14 protein-coding genes are annotated in these 19,628 nt (G+C 42.4%); 10 read left to right on the top strand and 4 right to left on the bottom strand.

The genetic code is table 11. The features are described from left to right. The first annotated feature begins 15 nt into the window (after positions 1 to 15). The 3 genes from C5Z25_RS06550 (at position 16) to C5Z25_RS06540 (ending at position 4,473) form a co-directional block, all read left to right on the top strand. Positions 16 to 1,482, top strand: coding sequence for a glycoside hydrolase family 1 protein (locus tag C5Z25_RS06550; RefSeq protein ID WP_105451904.1), 1,467 nt, complete (start codon positions 16 to 18; stop codon positions 1,480 to 1,482). Between the two features lie 101 nt (positions 1,483 to 1,583). Next, the gene (locus C5Z25_RS06545) at positions 1,584 to 3,068 is read left to right on the top strand and encodes a glycoside hydrolase family 1 protein (protein ID WP_105451903.1); all 1,485 of its coding nucleotides are present in this window, start codon (positions 1,584 to 1,586) and stop codon (positions 3,066 to 3,068) included. Between the two features lie 202 nt (positions 3,069 to 3,270). Continuing rightward, positions 3,271 to 4,473, top strand: coding sequence for an MFS transporter (locus tag C5Z25_RS06540; protein WP_105451902.1), 1,203 nt, complete (start codon positions 3,271 to 3,273; stop codon positions 4,471 to 4,473). Between the two features lie 45 nt (positions 4,474 to 4,518). On the opposite strand, the gene C5Z25_RS06535 is transcribed toward C5Z25_RS06540, so the two are convergent. Next, entirely contained in the window at positions 4,519 to 5,448 is a 930-nt protein-coding gene (locus C5Z25_RS06535) for a LysR family transcriptional regulator (protein WP_105451901.1), read from the bottom strand. A 141-nt stretch (positions 5,449 to 5,589) separates the two neighbouring features. Between C5Z25_RS06535 and C5Z25_RS06530 the strand changes: the two genes are divergently transcribed. From C5Z25_RS06530 to C5Z25_RS06505, 6 genes are all read left to right on the top strand, one after another. Continuing rightward, positions 5,590 to 6,480: a shikimate dehydrogenase gene (locus C5Z25_RS06530; RefSeq protein ID WP_105449404.1), complete on the top strand. Its 891-nt coding sequence runs from the start codon at positions 5,590 to 5,592 to the stop codon at positions 6,478 to 6,480. Positions 6,481 to 6,502: 22 nt separating this feature from the next. Then, positions 6,503 to 7,735 (top strand): MFS transporter, encoded by a 1,233-nt coding sequence (locus C5Z25_RS06525; protein ID WP_105451900.1) that lies wholly within the window; start codon positions 6,503 to 6,505, stop codon positions 7,733 to 7,735. Then, entirely contained in the window at positions 7,719 to 8,477 is a 759-nt protein-coding gene (aroD, locus tag C5Z25_RS06520; RefSeq protein ID WP_105451899.1) for a type I 3-dehydroquinate dehydratase, read from the top strand. The genes C5Z25_RS06525 and aroD overlap by 17 nt, the downstream gene beginning before the upstream one ends. Before the next feature lie 72 nt (positions 8,478 to 8,549). Further along, positions 8,550 to 9,464 (top strand): FAD:protein FMN transferase, encoded by a 915-nt coding sequence (locus C5Z25_RS06515; RefSeq protein ID WP_105452855.1) that lies wholly within the window; start codon positions 8,550 to 8,552, stop codon positions 9,462 to 9,464. Between the two features lie 28 nt (positions 9,465 to 9,492). Then, a complete protein-coding gene (locus tag C5Z25_RS06510; RefSeq protein WP_105452854.1) occupies positions 9,493 to 11,760 on the top strand; it encodes an FAD-dependent oxidoreductase in 2,268 nt (755 codons plus the stop codon). Positions 11,761 to 11,886: 126 nt separating this feature from the next. Then, positions 11,887 to 12,921 carry an aldose epimerase family protein gene (locus C5Z25_RS06505; RefSeq protein WP_105451898.1) on the top strand — a complete coding sequence of 345 codons (1,035 nt, stop codon included), beginning with the start codon at positions 11,887 to 11,889 and terminating at the stop codon, positions 12,919 to 12,921. Between the two features lie 212 nt (positions 12,922 to 13,133). Here C5Z25_RS06505 and C5Z25_RS06500 read toward each other — a convergent pair whose 3' ends face one another. The 3 genes from C5Z25_RS06500 to C5Z25_RS06490 form a co-directional block, all read right to left on the bottom strand. After that, positions 13,134 to 15,083: a sugar MFS transporter gene (locus tag C5Z25_RS06500; RefSeq protein WP_105451897.1), complete on the bottom strand. Its 1,950-nt coding sequence runs from the start codon at positions 15,081 to 15,083 to the stop codon at positions 13,134 to 13,136. 221 nt (positions 15,084 to 15,304) lie between these two features. After that, the gene (locus tag C5Z25_RS06495; protein ID WP_105451896.1) at positions 15,305 to 16,270 is read right to left on the bottom strand and encodes a beta-galactosidase small subunit; all 966 of its coding nucleotides are present in this window, start codon (positions 16,268 to 16,270) and stop codon (positions 15,305 to 15,307) included. Continuing rightward, on the bottom strand, positions 16,254 to 18,146 hold the full coding sequence (locus tag C5Z25_RS06490) for a glycoside hydrolase family 2 TIM barrel-domain containing protein (RefSeq protein WP_105451895.1): 1,893 nt from the start codon (positions 18,144 to 18,146) through the stop codon (positions 16,254 to 16,256). The genes C5Z25_RS06495 and C5Z25_RS06490 overlap by 17 nt, the downstream gene beginning before the upstream one ends. A 299-nt stretch (positions 18,147 to 18,445) precedes the next feature. Between C5Z25_RS06490 and C5Z25_RS06485 the strand changes: the two genes are divergently transcribed. Then, on the top strand, positions 18,446 to 19,612 hold the full coding sequence (locus C5Z25_RS06485; protein WP_105451894.1) for a galactokinase: 1,167 nt from the start codon (positions 18,446 to 18,448) through the stop codon (positions 19,610 to 19,612). Positions 19,613 to 19,628 lie beyond the last annotated feature (16 nt).

Below are 19,628 nucleotides of genomic sequence, written 5' to 3'. Positions count from 1 at the left end.
AAAGGATGGTTAAAAATGTATTCAAAAACAATTCCAACTGGCTTTCCAAAGGGGTTCTTATGGGGTGGTGCAACAGCCGCTAACCAAATTGAAGGCGCCTGGAACGTGGACGGTAAAGGTTTAACGACGGCCGAAGTCGTTAAAAAAGCTGAGAATCGTCAAAATATTGATCAAATGAATGCGGTAACGGCAACCAGTATTCAAACGGCGATGGCTGATGCGACTGATACGTTATATCCGAAACGACGGGGCATCGATTTTTATCATCATTATCGCGAAGATATAAAACTATTTGCGGAAATGGGGTTTAAAGCGTTTCGATTATCGATTGCATGGTCACGTATTTTCCCTCAGGGTGATGAAACCGAACCAAACGAAGCCGGGTTGAGATTTTATGATGCAGTTTTTGCTGAATGTCACAAGTATAATATTGAACCGGTAGTCACAATTTCGCATTATGAAATGCCACTTAACTTGACAGTCACCAATAATGGTTGGGCGAGTCGTCAAACGATTGCGGATTTTACACGCTATACCAAAGTTCTTTTTAACCGGTATCAAGGTGTTGTGAAGTATTGGATGACGTTTAACGAAATTAATGCCTCAACGTGGGGATTTATGGGAACTGGTGCGGTGGATAGTGATTTAGATACTGCGGGGCAAATGCAGTTACGTTATCAAGCATTACACCATGAGTTTGTCGCTAGCGCTATTGCGGTCCAACAGTGTCATGAGATTGATCCAGCTGCTAAAATTGGTTGCATGTTAGCGCGGATGCAAACTTATGCAAACACGCCTAATCCGGTAGATGTTCGGGCTGCTCAACTTCAAGACCAGCTAAATTTATTTTTTACGGATGTCCAAGTGCGTGGGGAATATCCAACATATATGAATCGTTATTTTGTCGAGAATGGTGTCACGTTACAAATGGAACCGGAAGACGAAGCGCTGTTACAGGCTGGGAAAGTTGACTATCTTGGTTTTAGTTACTATATGTCGTCGGTGACTTCCGCCAGTGATCATGTCGAAAAAGCAAGTGGTAACTTAAATATGGGCGGGAAGAATCCGTATTTAGAAACTAGCGATTGGGGCTGGCAAATCGATCCGATTGGGTTACGCGTCACATTGAATGAGTTTTGGGATCGGTACCAGGTACCGTTATTCATTGTTGAAAATGGGCTCGGTGCTTTGGATAAACCCGCAGCGGATGGCAAAATTCATGATGACTATCGAATTGATTATTTACGGCAACATATTCAGCAAATGCAAGAAGCGATTAAAGATGGTGTTAATTTGATGGGCTATACGATGTGGGGACCGATTGATTTAATCAGTGCGTCAACTTCTGAAATGTCTAAACGATATGGGTTCATTTATGTCGATCAAGATGACGCTGGGCAAGGAACGTTAAAGCGTAGTCGTAAAGCATCCTTTGACTGGTATCAAAAAGTAATTGCGACTAATGGTGCCAAATTAGAGTAATCGCTTTCAAAATCGTTTGAAATTCAACTACAAAGTTCGTATACTGAATGTAAGGGCTAACATTTAGTTCTAAAGCATAAGTCGGAAAGGGTGCAAAGCAAATGTCAGAATTTCCAGAAGGTTTCTTATGGGGTGGCGCTACCGCTGCTAATCAACTAGAAGGTGGCTATGCAGAAGGCGGCCGGGGGTTATCCATTGCGGATGCGTTACCAGGTGGCAAGAATCGGTTTAAAATTGTTTCACAACCAGATTTTGATTGGACGATTGATGAAGCTAAATATACGTATCCCAATCATTTAGGGATTGATTTTTATCATCACTATAAGGAAGATATTGCCTTATTTGCGGAGATGGGATTTAAATGCTATCGGTTTTCGATTGCTTGGTCACGCATCTTCCCGGATGGGGATGAAACGCAACCGAATGAAGCCGGCTTAGCCTTTTATGATGCGGTGATTGATGAATGTTTAGCGCATCAGATTGAACCAGTGGTCACCATTTCACATTATGAATTGCCTTTAAACTTAGCGAAAAAATACGGTGGTTGGAAGAATCACTACTTGATCGAATTTTATGAAACCTTTGCTCGGACAGTGTTAACACGCTATGCAGATAAGGTGAAGTATTGGATGACCTTTAACGAGATTAATAGTGCCGCCCATTTTCCAGTGATGGGTCAAGGCATGGTGCCATCAAGTGGCGCCGATGATAAAAAGAACGTCTTCCAAGCTTGGCATAATCAGTTTGTCGCCAGTGCCAAAGCGGTTAAAATTGCCCATAATCTGAAAAAAGAGCTCAAAGTCGGTTGTATGATTTTATATGCGACGAGCTACAGTTATGATGCTAATCCTAAAAATCAGCTAGCTAACCTGCAACAAAGCCAAGACTTTAACTTTTTCTGTGGTGATGTGCAAGTTCGTGGTGAGTACCCAGCCTATACGAAGCGCCTATTGGGGCAATATGGCTTGAAATTTGAAGATTTAGCAACGACGGATGGTGAATTAGCGTTATTGAAGCAATATCCAGTTGACTATGTTGGCTTTAGTTACTACATGTCAATGGCCGTTGAAACGACGGATCCAAACACGGCTACCGTTGCGGGTAACTTAATGGGTGGTGTCAAGAATCCGTTCTTGAAAGCCAGTGATTGGGGTTGGCAAATTGATCCAACCGGGTTACGAATTGCTTTAAATGAACTTTATGATCGTTATCAAAAACCACTGTTTGTCGTTGAAAATGGTCTGGGCGCAATTGATAAGCCGGATAAGGATTTTTACGTGGATGATCAGTATCGAATTGATTATCTGAAGCAACATATTCAGGCCATGGCCGGGGCGATTGCCGATGGTGTTGACTTGATGGGCTATACGCCTTGGGGCTGTATTGACTTAGTCAGCGCTTCAACGGGTGAGATGAGTAAACGGTATGGTTTCATCTATGTTGATTTAGATGATGAGGGTCAAGGCACGCTAAAGCGTTATCGGAAACAGTCCTTTTTTTGGTATCAAAGTGTTATTGAAAATAATGGTTTGACGAAGAAAAAGGCTAAAACTGATGATGAACGTGCTCAGGTCGACTTAGATTAATTATAGCGATTGAAGTAGTACTAGTTACCGGGCTCAGCCAGTTGTGAAGACGGCTGGGGGTCGTTGAAAGCTAGTACTATTTTATTTTGGCAGCAGGTTGCCTTGACAAACCCAGGTTTTTACCTTTTAATGATTGTGTTAACAGGTGAGCAAAGTGCTTTGTTACTCAATTCAAATTTAAGCAAAGCACAGGTGAAGACGGATGACTCAGATAGAACGGACTCGAACGACGATTTGCTTATACCTCAACTATCTTGTCCATGGGATGGCCATTGTTATTTTAGCTCAGAACATGACTGTTCTAGGGCAGCAGTGGCACGTTGATGATGCCGGCGTTTCATTGGTTATTTCATCGTTAGGTATTGGCCGCTTGCTAGTGTTGTATATTGCCGGCACTTTTTCAGATCGCATTGGGCGCAAGTTCTTTGTGCAAATTGGTGTTTTAACGTATACGCTGTTTTTTATTGGCATTATCCTATCGAAGAATATTCTAGTGGCGTATGGTTTTGGCATTTTAGCGGGGATGGCAAATTCCTTTTTAGATTCGGGCACTTATCCGGCATTAATGGAACTATATCCGAAGCGACAAGCGACTGCCAATATAATGATCAAGGCGTTTGCATCGATTGGTGAGTTATTATTACCAATCATTGTGGCAGGGCTGGATCATTTAACTTTATGGTATGGATGGTCATTTTTACTATGCGTTGGCTTGCTAGTGGTTAATTTTATTTTTTTACGTCCTCGTCAATTCCCAGAACTATCCACAGTTGCGACTAAAACGGCTGTGACAAAAGTGGTGCCAAAATCAAACAGGCTAAAGCCACGACAGTTAATATTAGGGATTGTTTTAACTGTTTTTGGCTATGTCTCGATGGCGACTTTTTACTTGGTGAGTCAATGGTTAACTAAATATGGTAGCGAAGTGGTTAAGCTTAATCTGGTGCATGCGCGGATGTTGGTTAGTATCTATAGTATTGGCTCGATCCTTGGCGTAATTGTGACTGCTATTTTAGTTGAACGAGTAATTAAGGCTGTGTGGCTAATGCTAGTTAATACTTTAATCTCGCTATTGGCGCTAGTTGTTTTAACTTTGGTACCAACGATGAGTGTTGCCCTGATTTGTTCGTTTATCATTGGTTGTTCAGCAGCTGGTGGCGTGATGCAATTGGGACTAACTATTATGAGTGATGTCTTCCCACGGGCTAAGGGCCGCATTACCGGTATTTACTATACGGCTAGTGGGTTAGCTTCATTTACGATTCCAGTGTTTACTGCTTGGATTTCGCGCGTCAGTATTCGAAATATTATGTGGTTTGATGTTGGGATTGCGATTGTTGGGGTTATCTGCAGTCTCATCGTTTTAAGTTTATATCGTCCCCAAACAGCCGCTACAAGAATTTGAATTCTTGTAGCAGCTGTTTTTTTGACCAATTCTCTACGTTAGGTCCTAAATTAAGCGATCTTGATTCGTATAATGTTGCCAGCAATAGCTACGAATAAATTCTTGAAAACGATGAACAGAGGGCGTGATAAAGTGATTTTGTTTTACAATTAAATATATTTGGTGTTGTAAAGGCTGATCCTTAAGGTGCTTTAAATGAACATTGGTTTGATTGAGCAATGGTAAATAAGGCATCAAGGCGACACCTAAATTGTGTTGAACAAAGCCAGCCATCGTATGGTCTTCTTCGACTTCATAAGCAACCTTAGGGGTTACTTTAGCCTGTGCTAAGATTTGATCGATTAAGGGTCGGAGCCCACTATTCTTAGAGAAAAGAATCATTGGATAAGGAGCTAAATCGGCGACCTGTAAGGTCTCTTTTATTGCTAAAGGATGCTGACTAGGAATGGCAGCCACAATTTCTTGTTGCACTAGTGGTATAAAATCAAATAGGTTATCAGCGACTTGTTCACCAAATTTTTCGATATTAGAAGCCAAAATTAAATCGTATTTTTCAGTGGCTAGGTCTTGTAATAATTCGTTGGAGTTATTTTGACCAAGTTCAAAGTTAATGGCTTTATTTTGAGAATCGGCTTGAAAGTTAGTGAGTAGCTCTGGGACGAGTTGTTGACCTAGGGTGTAAGTAAAGCCCAAATTAACATGACCAGTGTCTGGATTCATCAATTGGTGAACCAATTCATTGCCTTGTGATAAATCATTTAAGCTGGCAGTGATGTATTTTAGATAGACCTCGCCAATCGGAGTTAGCTTAATATTACGACCATCAGGTTCAAAAAGTGGCACGCCTAATTCTTTTTCTAACTTTTTAATGGCATAGCTTAGCGAGGGTTGCGAGATACCAAGGCTGTCAGCCGCTTGCGACATATGTTGTGTTCGTGCTAATTCTTTGAAAAAAATTAAGTGACGTAAATTCATGAAAATGGTACCCCTTTCAATCATAGATTATTTCTATTGATTTATTAATGTAGCCCTATTTAATATAATAGATCAATCTGCTAAGATGACAAGTGAATTGAGTAACAAAATATTATAAATTATATTTAGGAGTGAATTATTATGACAGAACGAATTGACGGACATACATTATTAATCGGCTTGATGGCTTATCCAATTAGACATTCAATGTCACCAACGATGCATAACAATGCTTTTGCTAAACTAGGCTTGAATTATGCTTACTTAGCATTTGAAGTGACAAATGAGACGTTACCAAGTGCGATTCAATCAATTAGAACTTTAGATATGCGTGGGTCTAATATTTCAATGCCTAATAAACAAAAAGTTATTCCATTGTTAGATAAATTAGATCCTGCCGCTGAAATGGTTGGGGCAGTTAATACAGTTGTCAATGATAATGGCGTGTTAACTGGATATACAACTGATGGCATTGGTTTTATGAAGTCTTTGGCAGATGAAGGTATTGATATTCGTGGTCAAAAGATGACTTTAGCTGGGGCCGGTGGTGCTGGTACCGCAATTGCTGTTCAAGCAGCTTTAGATGGTGTTAAAGAAATGTCGATCTTTAATATGCATGATGCTTCTTGGGAAAATGCAGAACGTAATGTTAAGTTAATTAATGAACGGACCGATTGCAAAGCAACCTTACATGAACTTGAAAATCGGGCTGATTTCAAACAAGAAATTCAAAGTTCTGATATTTATACCGATTCAACTGGGGTTGGGATGAAGCCTTTGGAAGATAAGACACTAATTGATGATCCAAGTTGGTTGCGTAAGGACTTGATTGTCTTTGATACAGTTTATGCGCCACGGACAACTAAACTCATGAAAGTTGCCCAAGCAGCTGGGGTTGAACATGTCTTTAACGGTTTAGGTATGATGCTTGAACAAGGCGCCGCAGCCTTTAAATTATGGACGGGTAAAGAAATGCCAGTTGATTATATTCGCCATATTTTATTTGATGAAGATGCTGTTGACCATAAGTAAAAGTTGCGCTTAGGAGGATATTATGAAAAATAAGTATATGCCAACCGCAATTAGCCTATACCTAAACTACTTTATTCATGGGATTGGGGTCATTATTTTAGCCCAAAACATGGATTCATTGGCTGGACAGTGGCATACCAATACGGGCGGTGTCGCGGTCGTCATTTCTTCATTAGGAATTGGTCGCTTAATTGTCTTATTGGTTTCAGGATTTTTATCAGATAAATTTGGTCGTAAGCCATTCGTTGTTTTAGGGGTCATTACCTATTTGCTGTTCTTTGTGGGGATCTTAATGAGTCCGTCAATCTCAATCGCATATATTTTTGGGATTCTAGCAGGGATCGCTAACTCGTTCTTAGATTCTGGGACTTATCCCGCTTTAATGGAGATGTTTCCGAATGCTAAAGGAACCGCAAATGTCATTATTAAAGCATTCATCTCAGTTGGACAATTTGGATTACCCTTATTGGTTAGCTTTTTAGTTGCTGGTAAGTATTGGTATGGTTGGTCATTTATTCTGTGTATCGTTGTCTTAGTCATTAACTTGATTTTCTTATTAGTTTCTGGAAAATTTCCAGTTGCCAATCAGGCTAGTACCGCGACGACTACTGCCACTAAAGCTGAAACAGCTGCTAAACCTAAAGGTAGTTTATGGTTTGATGGCACCTTGTTTATCCTCTATGGTTATGTCTCACAAGCCACTTTTTATCTTGTTAGCCAATGGTTAAGTCAGTATGGGACGCATGTTGCTGGCATGGGTGACACTGGGTCACGGGCATTAATTAGTTACTATAGTATCGGCTCAATTGTGTGTGTCTTAGTAACCGCGGCTTTGGCCAAACGCGCCGTGAAAGAAATTCAATTTTTAGGTATTTATACGTTAATGTCATTTTTATCCCTTTTATTGATGTACTTATTCCCAACGGCGATGATGTGTTCAATTATGTCATTTGTCATTGGTTTCTCAGCTGCCGGTGGGGTCATGCAATTAGGATTAACGGTTATGTCGACCTTCTTCCCACAAGGTAAGGGAACAATTACCGGAGCCTTTTATACGGCTGGTTCAATTGCTTCCTTTACAATTCCGCTAGTTACTGGAATGATGGCTGATAGTTTAGCTAATATCTTTTTGTTTGATGTTATTATTGCGCTGATTGGTTTTATCTTAGCGGTCTTAATAACGATTCGTTATTATCATTTATTTGGCAAACCCACTCAGAAAGGAGCCAGTCTCAATCATGCAAAAAATCGTTAAATTACGGCACTTAACCTTAGGTGCTGGCCGGCCTAAAATTGCGGTCCCAATTACGGGTAAAACCACGGCTGAAATTCTTGCGGCCGTGCCAGCGATTAAAGCGGCCCAGCCAGATTTAGTTGAATGGCGCATTGATTTTTATGAAGGTGTTACGCAACCAGACCAATTAACACAAATGGGTCAACAGTTACGTCAGGCGTTAGGCGATTTAGCCCTGTTAACCACGTTTAGAACGCAAGGCGAAGGTGGCGAATTGGCGTTAAGCGATGTCGCTTACTTCAAAGTTAATGCGACGGTATTAGCGGGTCATTTTACGGATGCGCTAGATATTGAACGGTATCATGATGAAGCTGATGTGAAACAATTAGTTGACCAAGCACATGCGCAAAAGGTTGTCGTTATTATGAGTAATCACGATTTTGACAAGACGCCAGCGCAAGCTGATATTGTGGAACGGCTGACCAGTATGGTGGCTTTTGGCGCAGACATTGCGAAGATGGCGGTCATGCCACAAACATCAAATGATGTGTTAACCTTACTAGCAGCGACTAACGAAGCGCATCAAAGTCTGACTCAACCAGTGATTACCATGTCCATGGGTGATCTTGGTAAAGTATCACGCCTAGCGGGAGAAGTCTTTGGTTCTTGTTTATCCTTTGCGACAGTTGGTGCCGCCTCAGCTCCTGGGCAGATTGCCTTGGACCGGTTACGGCCAACGTTAACAGATTTGAAGTTAAGCTAAATAAAAAAGGAGCTGTGACCATTGACGGAATCGCATCAGGCACATAAAAAATACGTTTCCCAGTTTACGTTAATGGGCACGGTTATCTCAATTACGTTATTTGAACGGAATCAACCGGTTGTTGAAGCTGTTTATGACTATTTGCAACGGATGGACCAAGTCTTTTCGATGAATCGGCCAGATTCGGAATTAAGTGCAATTAATCGACAAGCCGGTCAGCAGCCGGTTGCAATCAGTGCTCCGGGGTTTCAATTAATTGAGGCGGCACTAGCCTATACACGCCAATATCCGGCTAGTTTTAACGTGTTGATTGGACCGTTAGTCAAGTTATGGCGGATTGGATTTGGCGGGCAGCAAGTGCCTAGTTCAACGCGTATTCAGGCGTGCCTAGCCTTGATGGATCCTAATCAAGTTAAGTTAGATTCTGTTCGACAGACTGTTTATTTGCAACAACCAGGCATGGTGTTAGACTTAGGCGCCATTGCTAAAGGCTACTTTGCGGATCAAATTGTGTTGCAATTACAGCAAGCGGGGGTCACGCAGGCAATCGTTAACTTAGGTGGTAACGTGAAGTTATTGGGTTCGCAGCCGTTTACTGCGGACCAGCGCTGGGAGATTGGTATTCAGAACCCAACGGCGTCACGCGGACAACCATTACTACAAGTTCAAATGCCGGCTAGAACGGTAGTCACATCTGGAATTTTTGAACGGTATTTTAAAGTTGGTCAGCATGTGTACCATCATATTTTAGATCCACAGACGGGCTACCCAGTTGAAAATAAACTGGCTCAAGTCAGTATTATTACCGCACAGTCAGAGTTAGCTGAAGTTTTAGCAACTGTTTGTTATTTTCAAGGTAGTCAAGTTGGTATGGCGACCATCGAGCAATTACCAGGAGTCGAAGCAATTTTTATCGATCGTCAACAACAAGTTAGCGTCACGAGTGGCTTGAAGCCGCGACGTAAGGGAGTGTATTCAATTGAGTAAAGCAGAACAACAAATTAAAGGCCAAGCCATGGGCCATAATGGCATTATTAGTTATGAGGTTGACGTTCAAGATGATAAAGTAGAAGATTTGAAAATCTTGAAACATTCTGAAACGTCCGGAATTTTTAATCAAGTCATTGATAAATTAAAACAAAATATTATTGATGAACAGTCATTCAATGTCGATACGATTAGTGGTGCCACTGTAATGACGCAAGCGTTATTAACGTCTGCCAAAAAAGCGGTCGCTGATGAAGGGATTACGTTAACGCCAGTACCCAAATCAAAAAAGGCCATGACGACGCAACATCGTCGTACGGATGTTGTCATCATTGGTGGCGGTGAAGCTGGTTTGGTTGCGGGTTGTCGGGCCTTAACCCTGGGTCAAAAAGTCATTTTAGTTGAAAAGAATGGTTATCTTGGTGGTGCAACGATTCTAAATGGTTCCAATGTCGTTGGGACGGGATCTAAGGTATCCGCTCAAATTTTCGATAACAATCACGATACTCCTGAGATGTTAGCGCAAGATGTTGCCCGTGAAAGTTTAGAGACCAACTATCCCGCCTTAACCAAGTTAATGGTTGATCATATTGGACCAGCGATTGATTTTATCAGTGATTTTGCGGACTTACATTACCAAAAAGCCCAAACGCAAACGCCTGAACATTCTATCAATCGGCAAATCGAACTACCTTCAGCTAGCAGTTATGAATTGATTCAAAAAGTATCACAGGCCTTTACGGCAGCGGGTGGCGAAATCTTATTAGATACCCCCGTTCAATCGTTAACCTTTAACCGCCAAGGCCAATTGAATGGCTTAGTAGGCAAACGACATGGTCAATTGATTAAGATTAAAGCGCGCTCAGTTGTCTTAGCTACTGGTGGTCACGGGGCTAATCAAAAAATGCGTGGCGCCGAAAGCCAAGGAATTGATTATTACGGCCCGATGACGTCCACAGGTGATGCCTATGAATTTAATGCAGACTTAGATTTACAAACTCATGATTTAGATTGGTACAAGATCTATCCACATGGGGTTGAAGTAGAACCAGGGGTTGCTAAGTTAACAACCTATGCCTCAAAACAAGCTACGGACATGGGTGCCATCTATGTGAATACTAAGGGTGAACGAATTGTTAATGAATCTAACGTATACACTGCCTTTCGGAATGCCATTTTAAAGCAAGCGGACAAAACAGCTTACTTATTAATGGATGAACGAACTTGGAAACAAGTTTATGATCTCTTGATTTTACATGACTTCACGCCCCAAGAAATCAAAGGGTTCTTTGCGGATTCAACTAAGCGACCAGTTTTCGTCAAGGGTGACTTAAAGACGGTTGCTAAAGCGGCTGGGGTAAATGCCGATCGGCTCGCACAGACCGTTACTGACTATCAGGGTTACGTTAAAGCTGGCCATGATCGTGAATTTGGTCGTGATCCGAAATATTTACATCAATATGAAGGCGATACTTATTATCTCATCGAACAGCGTGACCGGTTTGCGACCACGCTAGGTGGTTACACCACGGATTCTAAGAGCTTACAATTATTGACGAGTAAGAATGCTTTAGTGGCGAATTACTTTGGTGCTGGTGAAGTTATCGGGGGTGCCAATGGTCACGATTCAATGCCAAGCATGATGAACACTTGGGGAATTGCCTCCGGTTACGTTGCGGGTGCTGCGGCGAGTGAGAATGCTAAAGCGCAACAAAAAGCCGGTGACGATGAGGCTAATATTGTCGCAATTGTCGGCACCAACGCCTCAAAATCATATAATCGAAAACTTTTGTATGCGATGAAGGACTTAATCGATGCACAAGCTAGCTTAGATATTTGTGAGATTAAGGACCTGCCGTTGTTTAACGAAGATGATCTGGATAATGAACCTGAGACTGTCAAAGCGCTAGCGGCTAAAATTGACGCCGCTGATGGCGTCGTCATTGCGGTACCGGAGTATGATCATTCCATTCCAGCCGCTTTGAAGAGTGCGATTGAATGGTTATCGTGTGCGGAACATCCGTTTAAGGATAAGCCAGTTATGATTGTGGGGACATCCTTAGGGATTCAAGGAACCGTTCGCGCTCAAATGAACTTACGGCAGATTCTGGATTCACCTGGGGTGGATGCTAAAGTAATGCCGGGTAATGAATTCATGTTACCGCAAGCGGGTAGCAAATTTGATGAAAATGACCATTTAGATGACGATGGTAGTGAGCATTTCTTGAAGCAATGTTTCGGGAATTTCTTAGATTACATTACCGCAGTAGAAGCTAAAACGACCGTACAGGCCTAATTGAAAAAGCGTTAGTCTTTCGAAATCGAAGGACTAACGCTTTTTAGTTAAACTTTTACTAAAATAATATCAATTCCAGTTTAAATAGGCTATAATTGATAATGAAAGCGTTTTAAATATGGAGGGATTGCCTTGGAAACGAAAACAACAGTTTTTGACCAGTTAGACGGTCAAGATATTATGCGATATACGTTAATTAATGATCACCAAACCCGTATTTCAGTTTTGAGTTATGGGGGAACGTGGCAGGAGTTCGTAGTTGTGGAAAATGGTGTCGAGCGGCCTTTAATTTGGGGCTTAGACAATATGGCGGACTATCAACGCGTCGGATACTGTTTATGCCAATCAATTGGTCGTGTCGCAGGTCGTATCGGTGGCGCTAGCTTTAAAATTGACGATCAGCATTATGACGTTGATATGAATGAACAGACGCATTCCTTACATGGCGGTCGACATGGCTTTAACACCTTGAATTTTACCGGTGAATTAAGCCAGACACGTGACAGTGCTAGCGTGACTTTACGACGTCAGATTACCACGACGACCGATCAGTATCCTGGTAATTTAGACGTTCAAATTAAGTTTACCTTGGATAACCAAAATCGTGTTTCGATTGCTTTTACGGGTGATACGGATGCAGCAACGCTCTTTAATCCAACAAACCACGTTTATTGGAATGTGGCGGATGATCGGACTACGTTGGCTCATCAATGGCTCCAAATTCATAGTGCTAAGCGCTTAGAATTTGATGCTGAAAAGGTGCCGACTGGCCAACGATTGCCAGTTGTTAAGACTGCGTATGATTTCAATGAACCACAACCAGTTCAAGCTGCTTTGGATCAATTAAAAGCGACTAGCAAAGGGATTGAATTTGATGATGCGTACGAAGTGACCCCTAGTGCGACGACGCCTATTGCGGTTATTGGTGATACCGAGCAGCAACGGCAAGTGAAGCTCTATTCTGATCGGAATAGCTTGATTATTTATACGGCGAATCCTTTTGATACGGCTAAGGAAGCCACTCATCAATATACGGCGTTAGCGACGGAAGCTCAAACCTTACCAGATGCGATTAATCATCCTGATTTTGGTGACATCGTATTGCGGCCAGGGTATCCTGTAACGCATACCATTAGTTATCAATATGAAGCATTAAACTAAACGGCTAAAAGTTAGGGCCCCATCAATTTGATGGGGCCCTAACTGTACCTAATAATTATATTATTATCATAACATAAAGTTTACATTTATACTTTGAATAACGAATTTTAACAGTGAAATCAATGGTCCGGCTGGCACCTAGGGCAATTGTGGACAAAAAAGCAATCCGCACCGGCCAATAGCTGGTTTGGATTGCTTCTTCAATGACTTTATTATTTTTTAGCAGCGGGACTCGAAAGTTTTAAAATTACCTCGCCGTGTGTAGCAGTTCCGGTATGTTTCAAGTAATCAAAGCTTTGAATGGCTTGATGGTTGGTGATGACGACCATAACGGTGTCGTCTAAACCAGCTTTGGTAATTGCCGGTGCCCAAAATTCAATCAATTCTTGACCTTGAGTGACCCGGTCGCCTTTTTGAACATATTGTACGAAACCAGTGCCACGTAAGTTAACGGTCCCAATTCCGATATGAATTAAGGTTAGGATTCCGGAGTCTGAGCGAAGACCGATAGCATGACGTGTTGGGAAGGTTGCTTCAACTATCCCGTTGAAAGGTGCATAGACACCACCATCCGTCGGTTTAACTGCAAAACCACGGCCCATATCGCCACTGGCAAATGTCTGATCACTAACGGCACTTAACTTTTGTAAAGTTCCACTGACAGGTAGTTGGTAACTGGTTGTTGCAGTTGTTTCAGCTTCAACCTCTGCTGGGGTTTCGTCGGTATCGAGATGCTTGTGCCAAGTCTTTTCGAGTTCGTCAACGATGCTAGCATGCATCGTTTCGTCTAGAGTAACTTTTTTAAAGAAGATAAACGTTCCGATTAGAATCATCAGTGCAGGGACGCCGAACATCATAAATTTAAAGATCATTTGACCATGGGTGCTAATATCACCCGCAGTTGCGCCTGCAGTCATCCCGGCCCAAACGGCAGTTAAACCAACGATTCCGTTGGAAACGGCCCCACCAAGTTTATCTAACAATGGGCGAACTGATAAGGTCAACGATTCGTCACGGTGACCAAACTTTAATTGACCATATTCTACGGAATCACTTAAGACCATCAGGACAACTAAGAAAATTAATGGTTGTGGAATGTAGAATAAGACAGCAGCCGTCAAAACTAAGGCTAAAGATTGACCGGAGAATGTGAATAAGGCTAAGGCAACCATCATGATGGCAATTGCTAAGAAGAAGACTTTACGGCGACTGAATTTCTTGGCTAGTGATGGGAAAGCCAAGACAGAGAAGATGCCGATGATGGCGTTCAAGCTAGCTAGCAAAGTGTATTCAGAAGCGTTCCCTAAAATATAGGTGAAGTAATACAGTTCCAAAGAGTTGGTGATGGCAATCCCAGCCGTATAAATCCCATAGGTGAGAGCTAACCACATTAATTGATCGTTACGACCCAAAACTTTGAAGACGTCTTTGAAAGTCGTTTTCTCAGTGTTTTGACGTAATTCGGAATCATTTTCTTTGGTGCCGGCAGCGACTGCCATCGCAGAAATCCAAGAAACTAAAGCGATGATTAAGCCAAAGGCTAACCAACCACGGTTATCACCTTGACCACTGTTGGCGTTAACTGAGAAGTATAAGACGATTGGCATAACGACGATTCCAACTAAATTGGCACCGATATTTGAGCCCACTCGAGCGAAGGTGGCCGTCTTTTCACGTTCTGCCGAGTCAAATGAAATTGCCGGAATCATGGACCAAAAACCAACATCTTTAAAGGAATAAAAGATATCCATCGTGATGTATAAAATAGCAAAAATAATTAAATATAGGATGGGGTTAGAAGCATTTAGCCCACCCATGTCAGTGAATAAAATAGCTAAGACAATTGAACCAATCGTTCCACCAATGACAATCCAAGGTTTGAAATGTCCCCAGCGTGAGCTGGTGTTGTCGATGGCGTTCCCGATTAAGGGGTCAATCGCCAATTCGACGAATCGTAAGGCAGCGATAATTAACGTAATGTACGCAATCATCTTGGAGCCTTGAGCACCGCTACTCTTATCAAATAAATGGGAAGTGACGAACATAATAAAATACGTGGATAGCGTTGCATAGAACGCATCATGCCCGAAAGCTCCAAAGGAATAAGCTAATTGCGAAGTTACGCGTCGCGATTTACTTTTAGTCGTTACAGGATCAGTCATAGTATCGCCTCACATCTTTCTCGTTATAAATTACAAGTCTTAATGTAATCGTTTTCAGTAAAGATGTCAATGATTATTTTACTAAAAAGTTTAACAAACCTTTTACCACTGATGTTAATTCAGCTGTTGAAGCGGTGTGGGGACTCATGATTGAGCACTCGAATTTTGGTGTTTAAAAAAAGAGCTTGGGATTAACCCAAGCTCAAAATTTTAAATAGATGTCAATGTTTAGGACTAATGGTAAAGTCAAAATCAATGGCTTGACTAGCAGGAATTTGATACTGGGTATCGACGTCGGCACCCCAACTATCAATGCCGCCAACCCCGCGGACAGCGCCGTAAATCGTTAATACGGTTCGTCGTGGTAAGGGTAACTCTTCCATGTGAGTCGCGTTTTCGAGTTCTTCAGCCGTATAAGGCAAGCAACTAAAAGCGAAGGGGCGTGTTGCTTGTTCAAAGGTTAGGGCAAATGGCGTCCTGGTTTGATCGGCGTTATTTTGCGTTTGATTACGGGTTACGGTGACTTGCTGGGTCGCCATATGCATCCCACAATCTTGCGGTACGAGATAAGGGGTGACTGGCAAGCCGTCGATGTGGTAAGTCCCGTGGGCCGCGCCAGCTTGACGATCAGGGTAGGTTTCGCCGGCGAGACCAGTGTAGTCGAAACCAGTTGCAGTAGTTGGCATGATCAAGCGTAGTCCCAAAGCGGGTAAGTCAGGTAAGGCGGCATTTCCCGTATAGTGGACTTGGACGTGTAATTGACCCGTACCGGTGACCGTATAGGTGACGGTGACCGGTGTGCTAGGCACGGTATTGGTACTAAAGGTAAAAGTTAAGGCAACCTCAGTCGCAGTTTCGTTGTTGCTATAACGATTATTCAACGGCGCAATCGGCAACTCTGGTAACAGCCGGCCGTCAATACTTAACTTAACTTGGGTACAAGGCGTTAACAGGTCGGCTGCTAACCATTGTGCAGATTTTTCTGAAAAATGATTACCGTGATCGTTATCGGTCGTGGCCCGCCAGAAGGTTGGCTTTGGTGTGCGATAAAGCCATTCTTTACCGTGGATTTGTAAGGACTCTAACCCACCGCGTTCATAGCTAAAAAGATAATGAAAATCAGCACCGTTCAAACCGAGTGACCCATCACCGTAAATGACATGAAGCTGATTAGTTGTGTAAACCATAGTAATATTTCACCTCCTGCATAGCTGGTTTCGGGGTCCGGTCAGCGAATAATAAGCCGTCGCCCGAAAATTCGTAGTCTGAATGACGGTCATCAAAATCGCCACCATAGCGTAAAACATCCTGTCCAGAAATTGGATCGTGAACTAATAAGGCTTGGTCAATAAAGTCCCAAATAAAACCACCTTGGTACATTGGATAGCGATCAATTAGGGCATTGTAAGCCTGCATGCCGCCTAGTGAATTACCCATATCATGCATGTACTCACAATCGATAAAGGGTTTTTGTGGATTATTATCCAAGTAAGCGGCAATGTTTTTAGGACTTTCATACATCCGACTTTCAACGTCTGAAATTTGGTCTTTCAATTCGGGCGTATGGACGACGCCTTCGTAATGAACCAAGCGAGAAGTATCGTGGGTTTTGTAGAAACGATTCATGGCAGCGATATCGCTCCCGGCATAAGATTCGTTACCCAAGGACCAGAAAATGACGGCGGGATGATTCTTGAAGAGTTCATAGTTGGTGCGCGCACGGTCCACTACGGCGGCTAGCCAGTGGGGGTTGTCGCCGGGCACGTTATAAGACGGTTCGATGGCCCCTTGTTTTTGCCAAGAACCATGGGATTCTAAGTTGTTTTCGGCCATCAAATAAATGCCTGCTTGGTCACATAAGGTATACCAAGGGAGTTGATCAGGATAGTGGCAAGTTCGATCGGCGTTGATATGATTAGCTAACATGGTTTGAATATCCGCTTGCATGTCGGCGATTGATAGGACGCGGCCGGTTTTTGCGTTCCATTCATGCCGGTTCACACCGTTGATTATCAGGCGCTGATTATTGACGTAAATTACTTTATCAGCTCGTAGTTCAACTTTCCGGAATCCAAATTGATAAGGCACGACTTCCATTAAGTGTTGGTTAGCTGTCAAAACTGCTAACGTGACTTGGTACAGACTCGGCGTAGCGGGTCCCCAAAGTTGCACATCCGTGACAGTAATCGGGTCAAATTTGACCGTCGTAGCACTTGGTTGGGTTTGTTTGGCAATGACTTTACCGGCTGGATCAGTAACCGTGAGTTGTAAGGTGGCCGTTGGGGCGGTGTCCACACATGATAACTTGGTCGTAACTGCTAATCTACCAGTGTGCCAGTCGGCAGCTACGGTTGGTCGTAAATCGAGGTCCGCAATATGGACGGCCGGGAGTGCTAATAAATTAACATCGCGAAAAATCCCTGAGAATCGAAACATATCTTGATCTTCGATGAAAGCGGCGGTACTACGCTTGTAAACGCGTACTGCCAACGTATTTTCCCCGGTTGTGATGAATGGCGTTAAGTCGAATTCGGATGGGGTGAAGCTATCTTCTGCATAGCCAACAAAATGTCCATTTAACCAGACGTATAGGGCTTCTTCGACCCCTTGAAATTGAATAATTGTCCGTTTATCGTGGAATTCAGGGGTTAATTCAAACGTTTTGAGATATGAGCCGACGGTATTGTCAGCAGCATCACTGAAGAGCCCAGATACTAACTGATCGGCATTTAAAGTGTAGGGTGGCCGGCGAAAGACTTGGCCATCCCAAGGATATAACGTATTAATGTACTGAATCTGGCCGTAGCCAGCTAATTCAATATGACCAGGAACTGTAATTGGTTTAAAAGCACTGGCGTCGAAATCTAGGTCGTAAAAATTTAAGGGCCGTTCCGCAGGGGTCTTGGCAAAGTTAAATTGCCAAGAGCCATTTAAGGATTGCACGTAACTGCTAGTTTGGGTCATTTCAGCATTGGTTTGATAGAAGGAATGGTCGCTATGAGCCGGAAGTTGATTCACGCGAAACACTTCGGGGTCATCCAACCACTCAAGGTCAGCTTGCATATAAATGGTGCTCCTTTCAAAAATAACGGCATTTTGTAAAACGCTTACACAAACAATATAAAGCAAAACTAGGCATTTGTATAGAATATTTAGTTAAAATTAACTGAAATAATTTTACCAATTAGATGAAAATAAGCCTGGATTTGGTTATTAACTAGGCGAGTGAATTAAAAAATAGCTATTTGATAAAGCGTTACCATTTTTGTTAAGACGGGGATAATTAGCATTTGACAAACATCGGTAATTGTTTTATATTCAGATTAATAAAGTTTTACTAAAACATACCGGAGGCTACAATTATGAAAACCAGCGACTTACGACAAGAATTTAAAACGACTTTTGACAGTGAACCAGAACGGGTCTTTTTCTCACCTGGTCGAATTAACTTAATCGGCGAACATACGGATTACAATGGTGGGCATGTCTTCCCGTGTGCAATTAGTATTGGGACATACGGGGTCTATGCTGCTCGAACTGACAACACGGTGCGGATGTATTCTGCTAATATTCCGAATCAGGGCATCGTCACCTTCGATGTCCATGACTTAAATTATGACAAGGCCGCTGGTTGGACAAATTATCCTAAAGGTATGATGGATGAATTAGCGAAGACTGGGGTTACATTTGACCACGGCTTTGATTTATATGTGCATGGGAATTTACCAGATGGGGCTGGATTATCATCATCAGCTTCCATCGAATTGCTGATGGGCATCGTCTTAAAAACTGGCTTTAACTTAACGGTTAGCCAATTAGACCTCGTTAAATTAGGTCAAAAAGTTGAAAACAATTACATTGGCGTTAATTCTGGAATTATGGATCAATTTGCAGTTGGTATGGGTAAAAAAGACCAAGCTATTCTATTAGATACTAATACAATGGATTACTCATATGCACCCGTTAAATTGGGCAATCATGTTATTGTGATTATGAATACGAATAAACGTCGTGAACTTCAAGATTCGAAATACAATGAACGCCGGGCAGAATGTGAAGAAGCCTTGGCACGTCTTCAAACTAAGTTAGCTATTAAATCATTAGGTGATTTAGATGAAGCTAGCTTTGATGAAGCGGCTTATTTGATTAATGATGCGACATTAATTAAGCGCGCCCGGCATGCTGTTTTTGAAAATCAGCGAACGATTCGCGCAACAGAAGCCTTGGCTAACGCTGACTTAAAAACTTTCGGCAGCTTAGTGACAGCTTCACACGTGTCACTGCATTTTGATTATGAAGTTACGGGTGAAGAATTGGATACCTTGGCAGAAACTGCTTGGCAGCAACCTGGCGTTTTAGGCGCTCGGATGACTGGGGCTGGTTTTGGCGGCTGTGCAATTGCAATCGTTGAAAAGGATCAAGTCGAAGCCTTTAAGGCAAACGTGGGTAAAATTTATCGGGATACAGTGGGTTATGATGCTGATTTCTATATTGCTGAAATTGCGGATGGACCTTTAGAATTAGCTTAATAAGCTTGGGCATAAG

Origin of the sequence: Lactobacillus sp. CBA3605 (assembly GCF_002970915.1) — a bacterium.
GTDB lineage: Bacteria > Bacillota > Bacilli > Lactobacillales > Lactobacillaceae > Lactiplantibacillus.
Note: the sequence above shows the minus strand (reverse complement) of the source record. Positions and strands in the feature narration are given on the sequence as shown.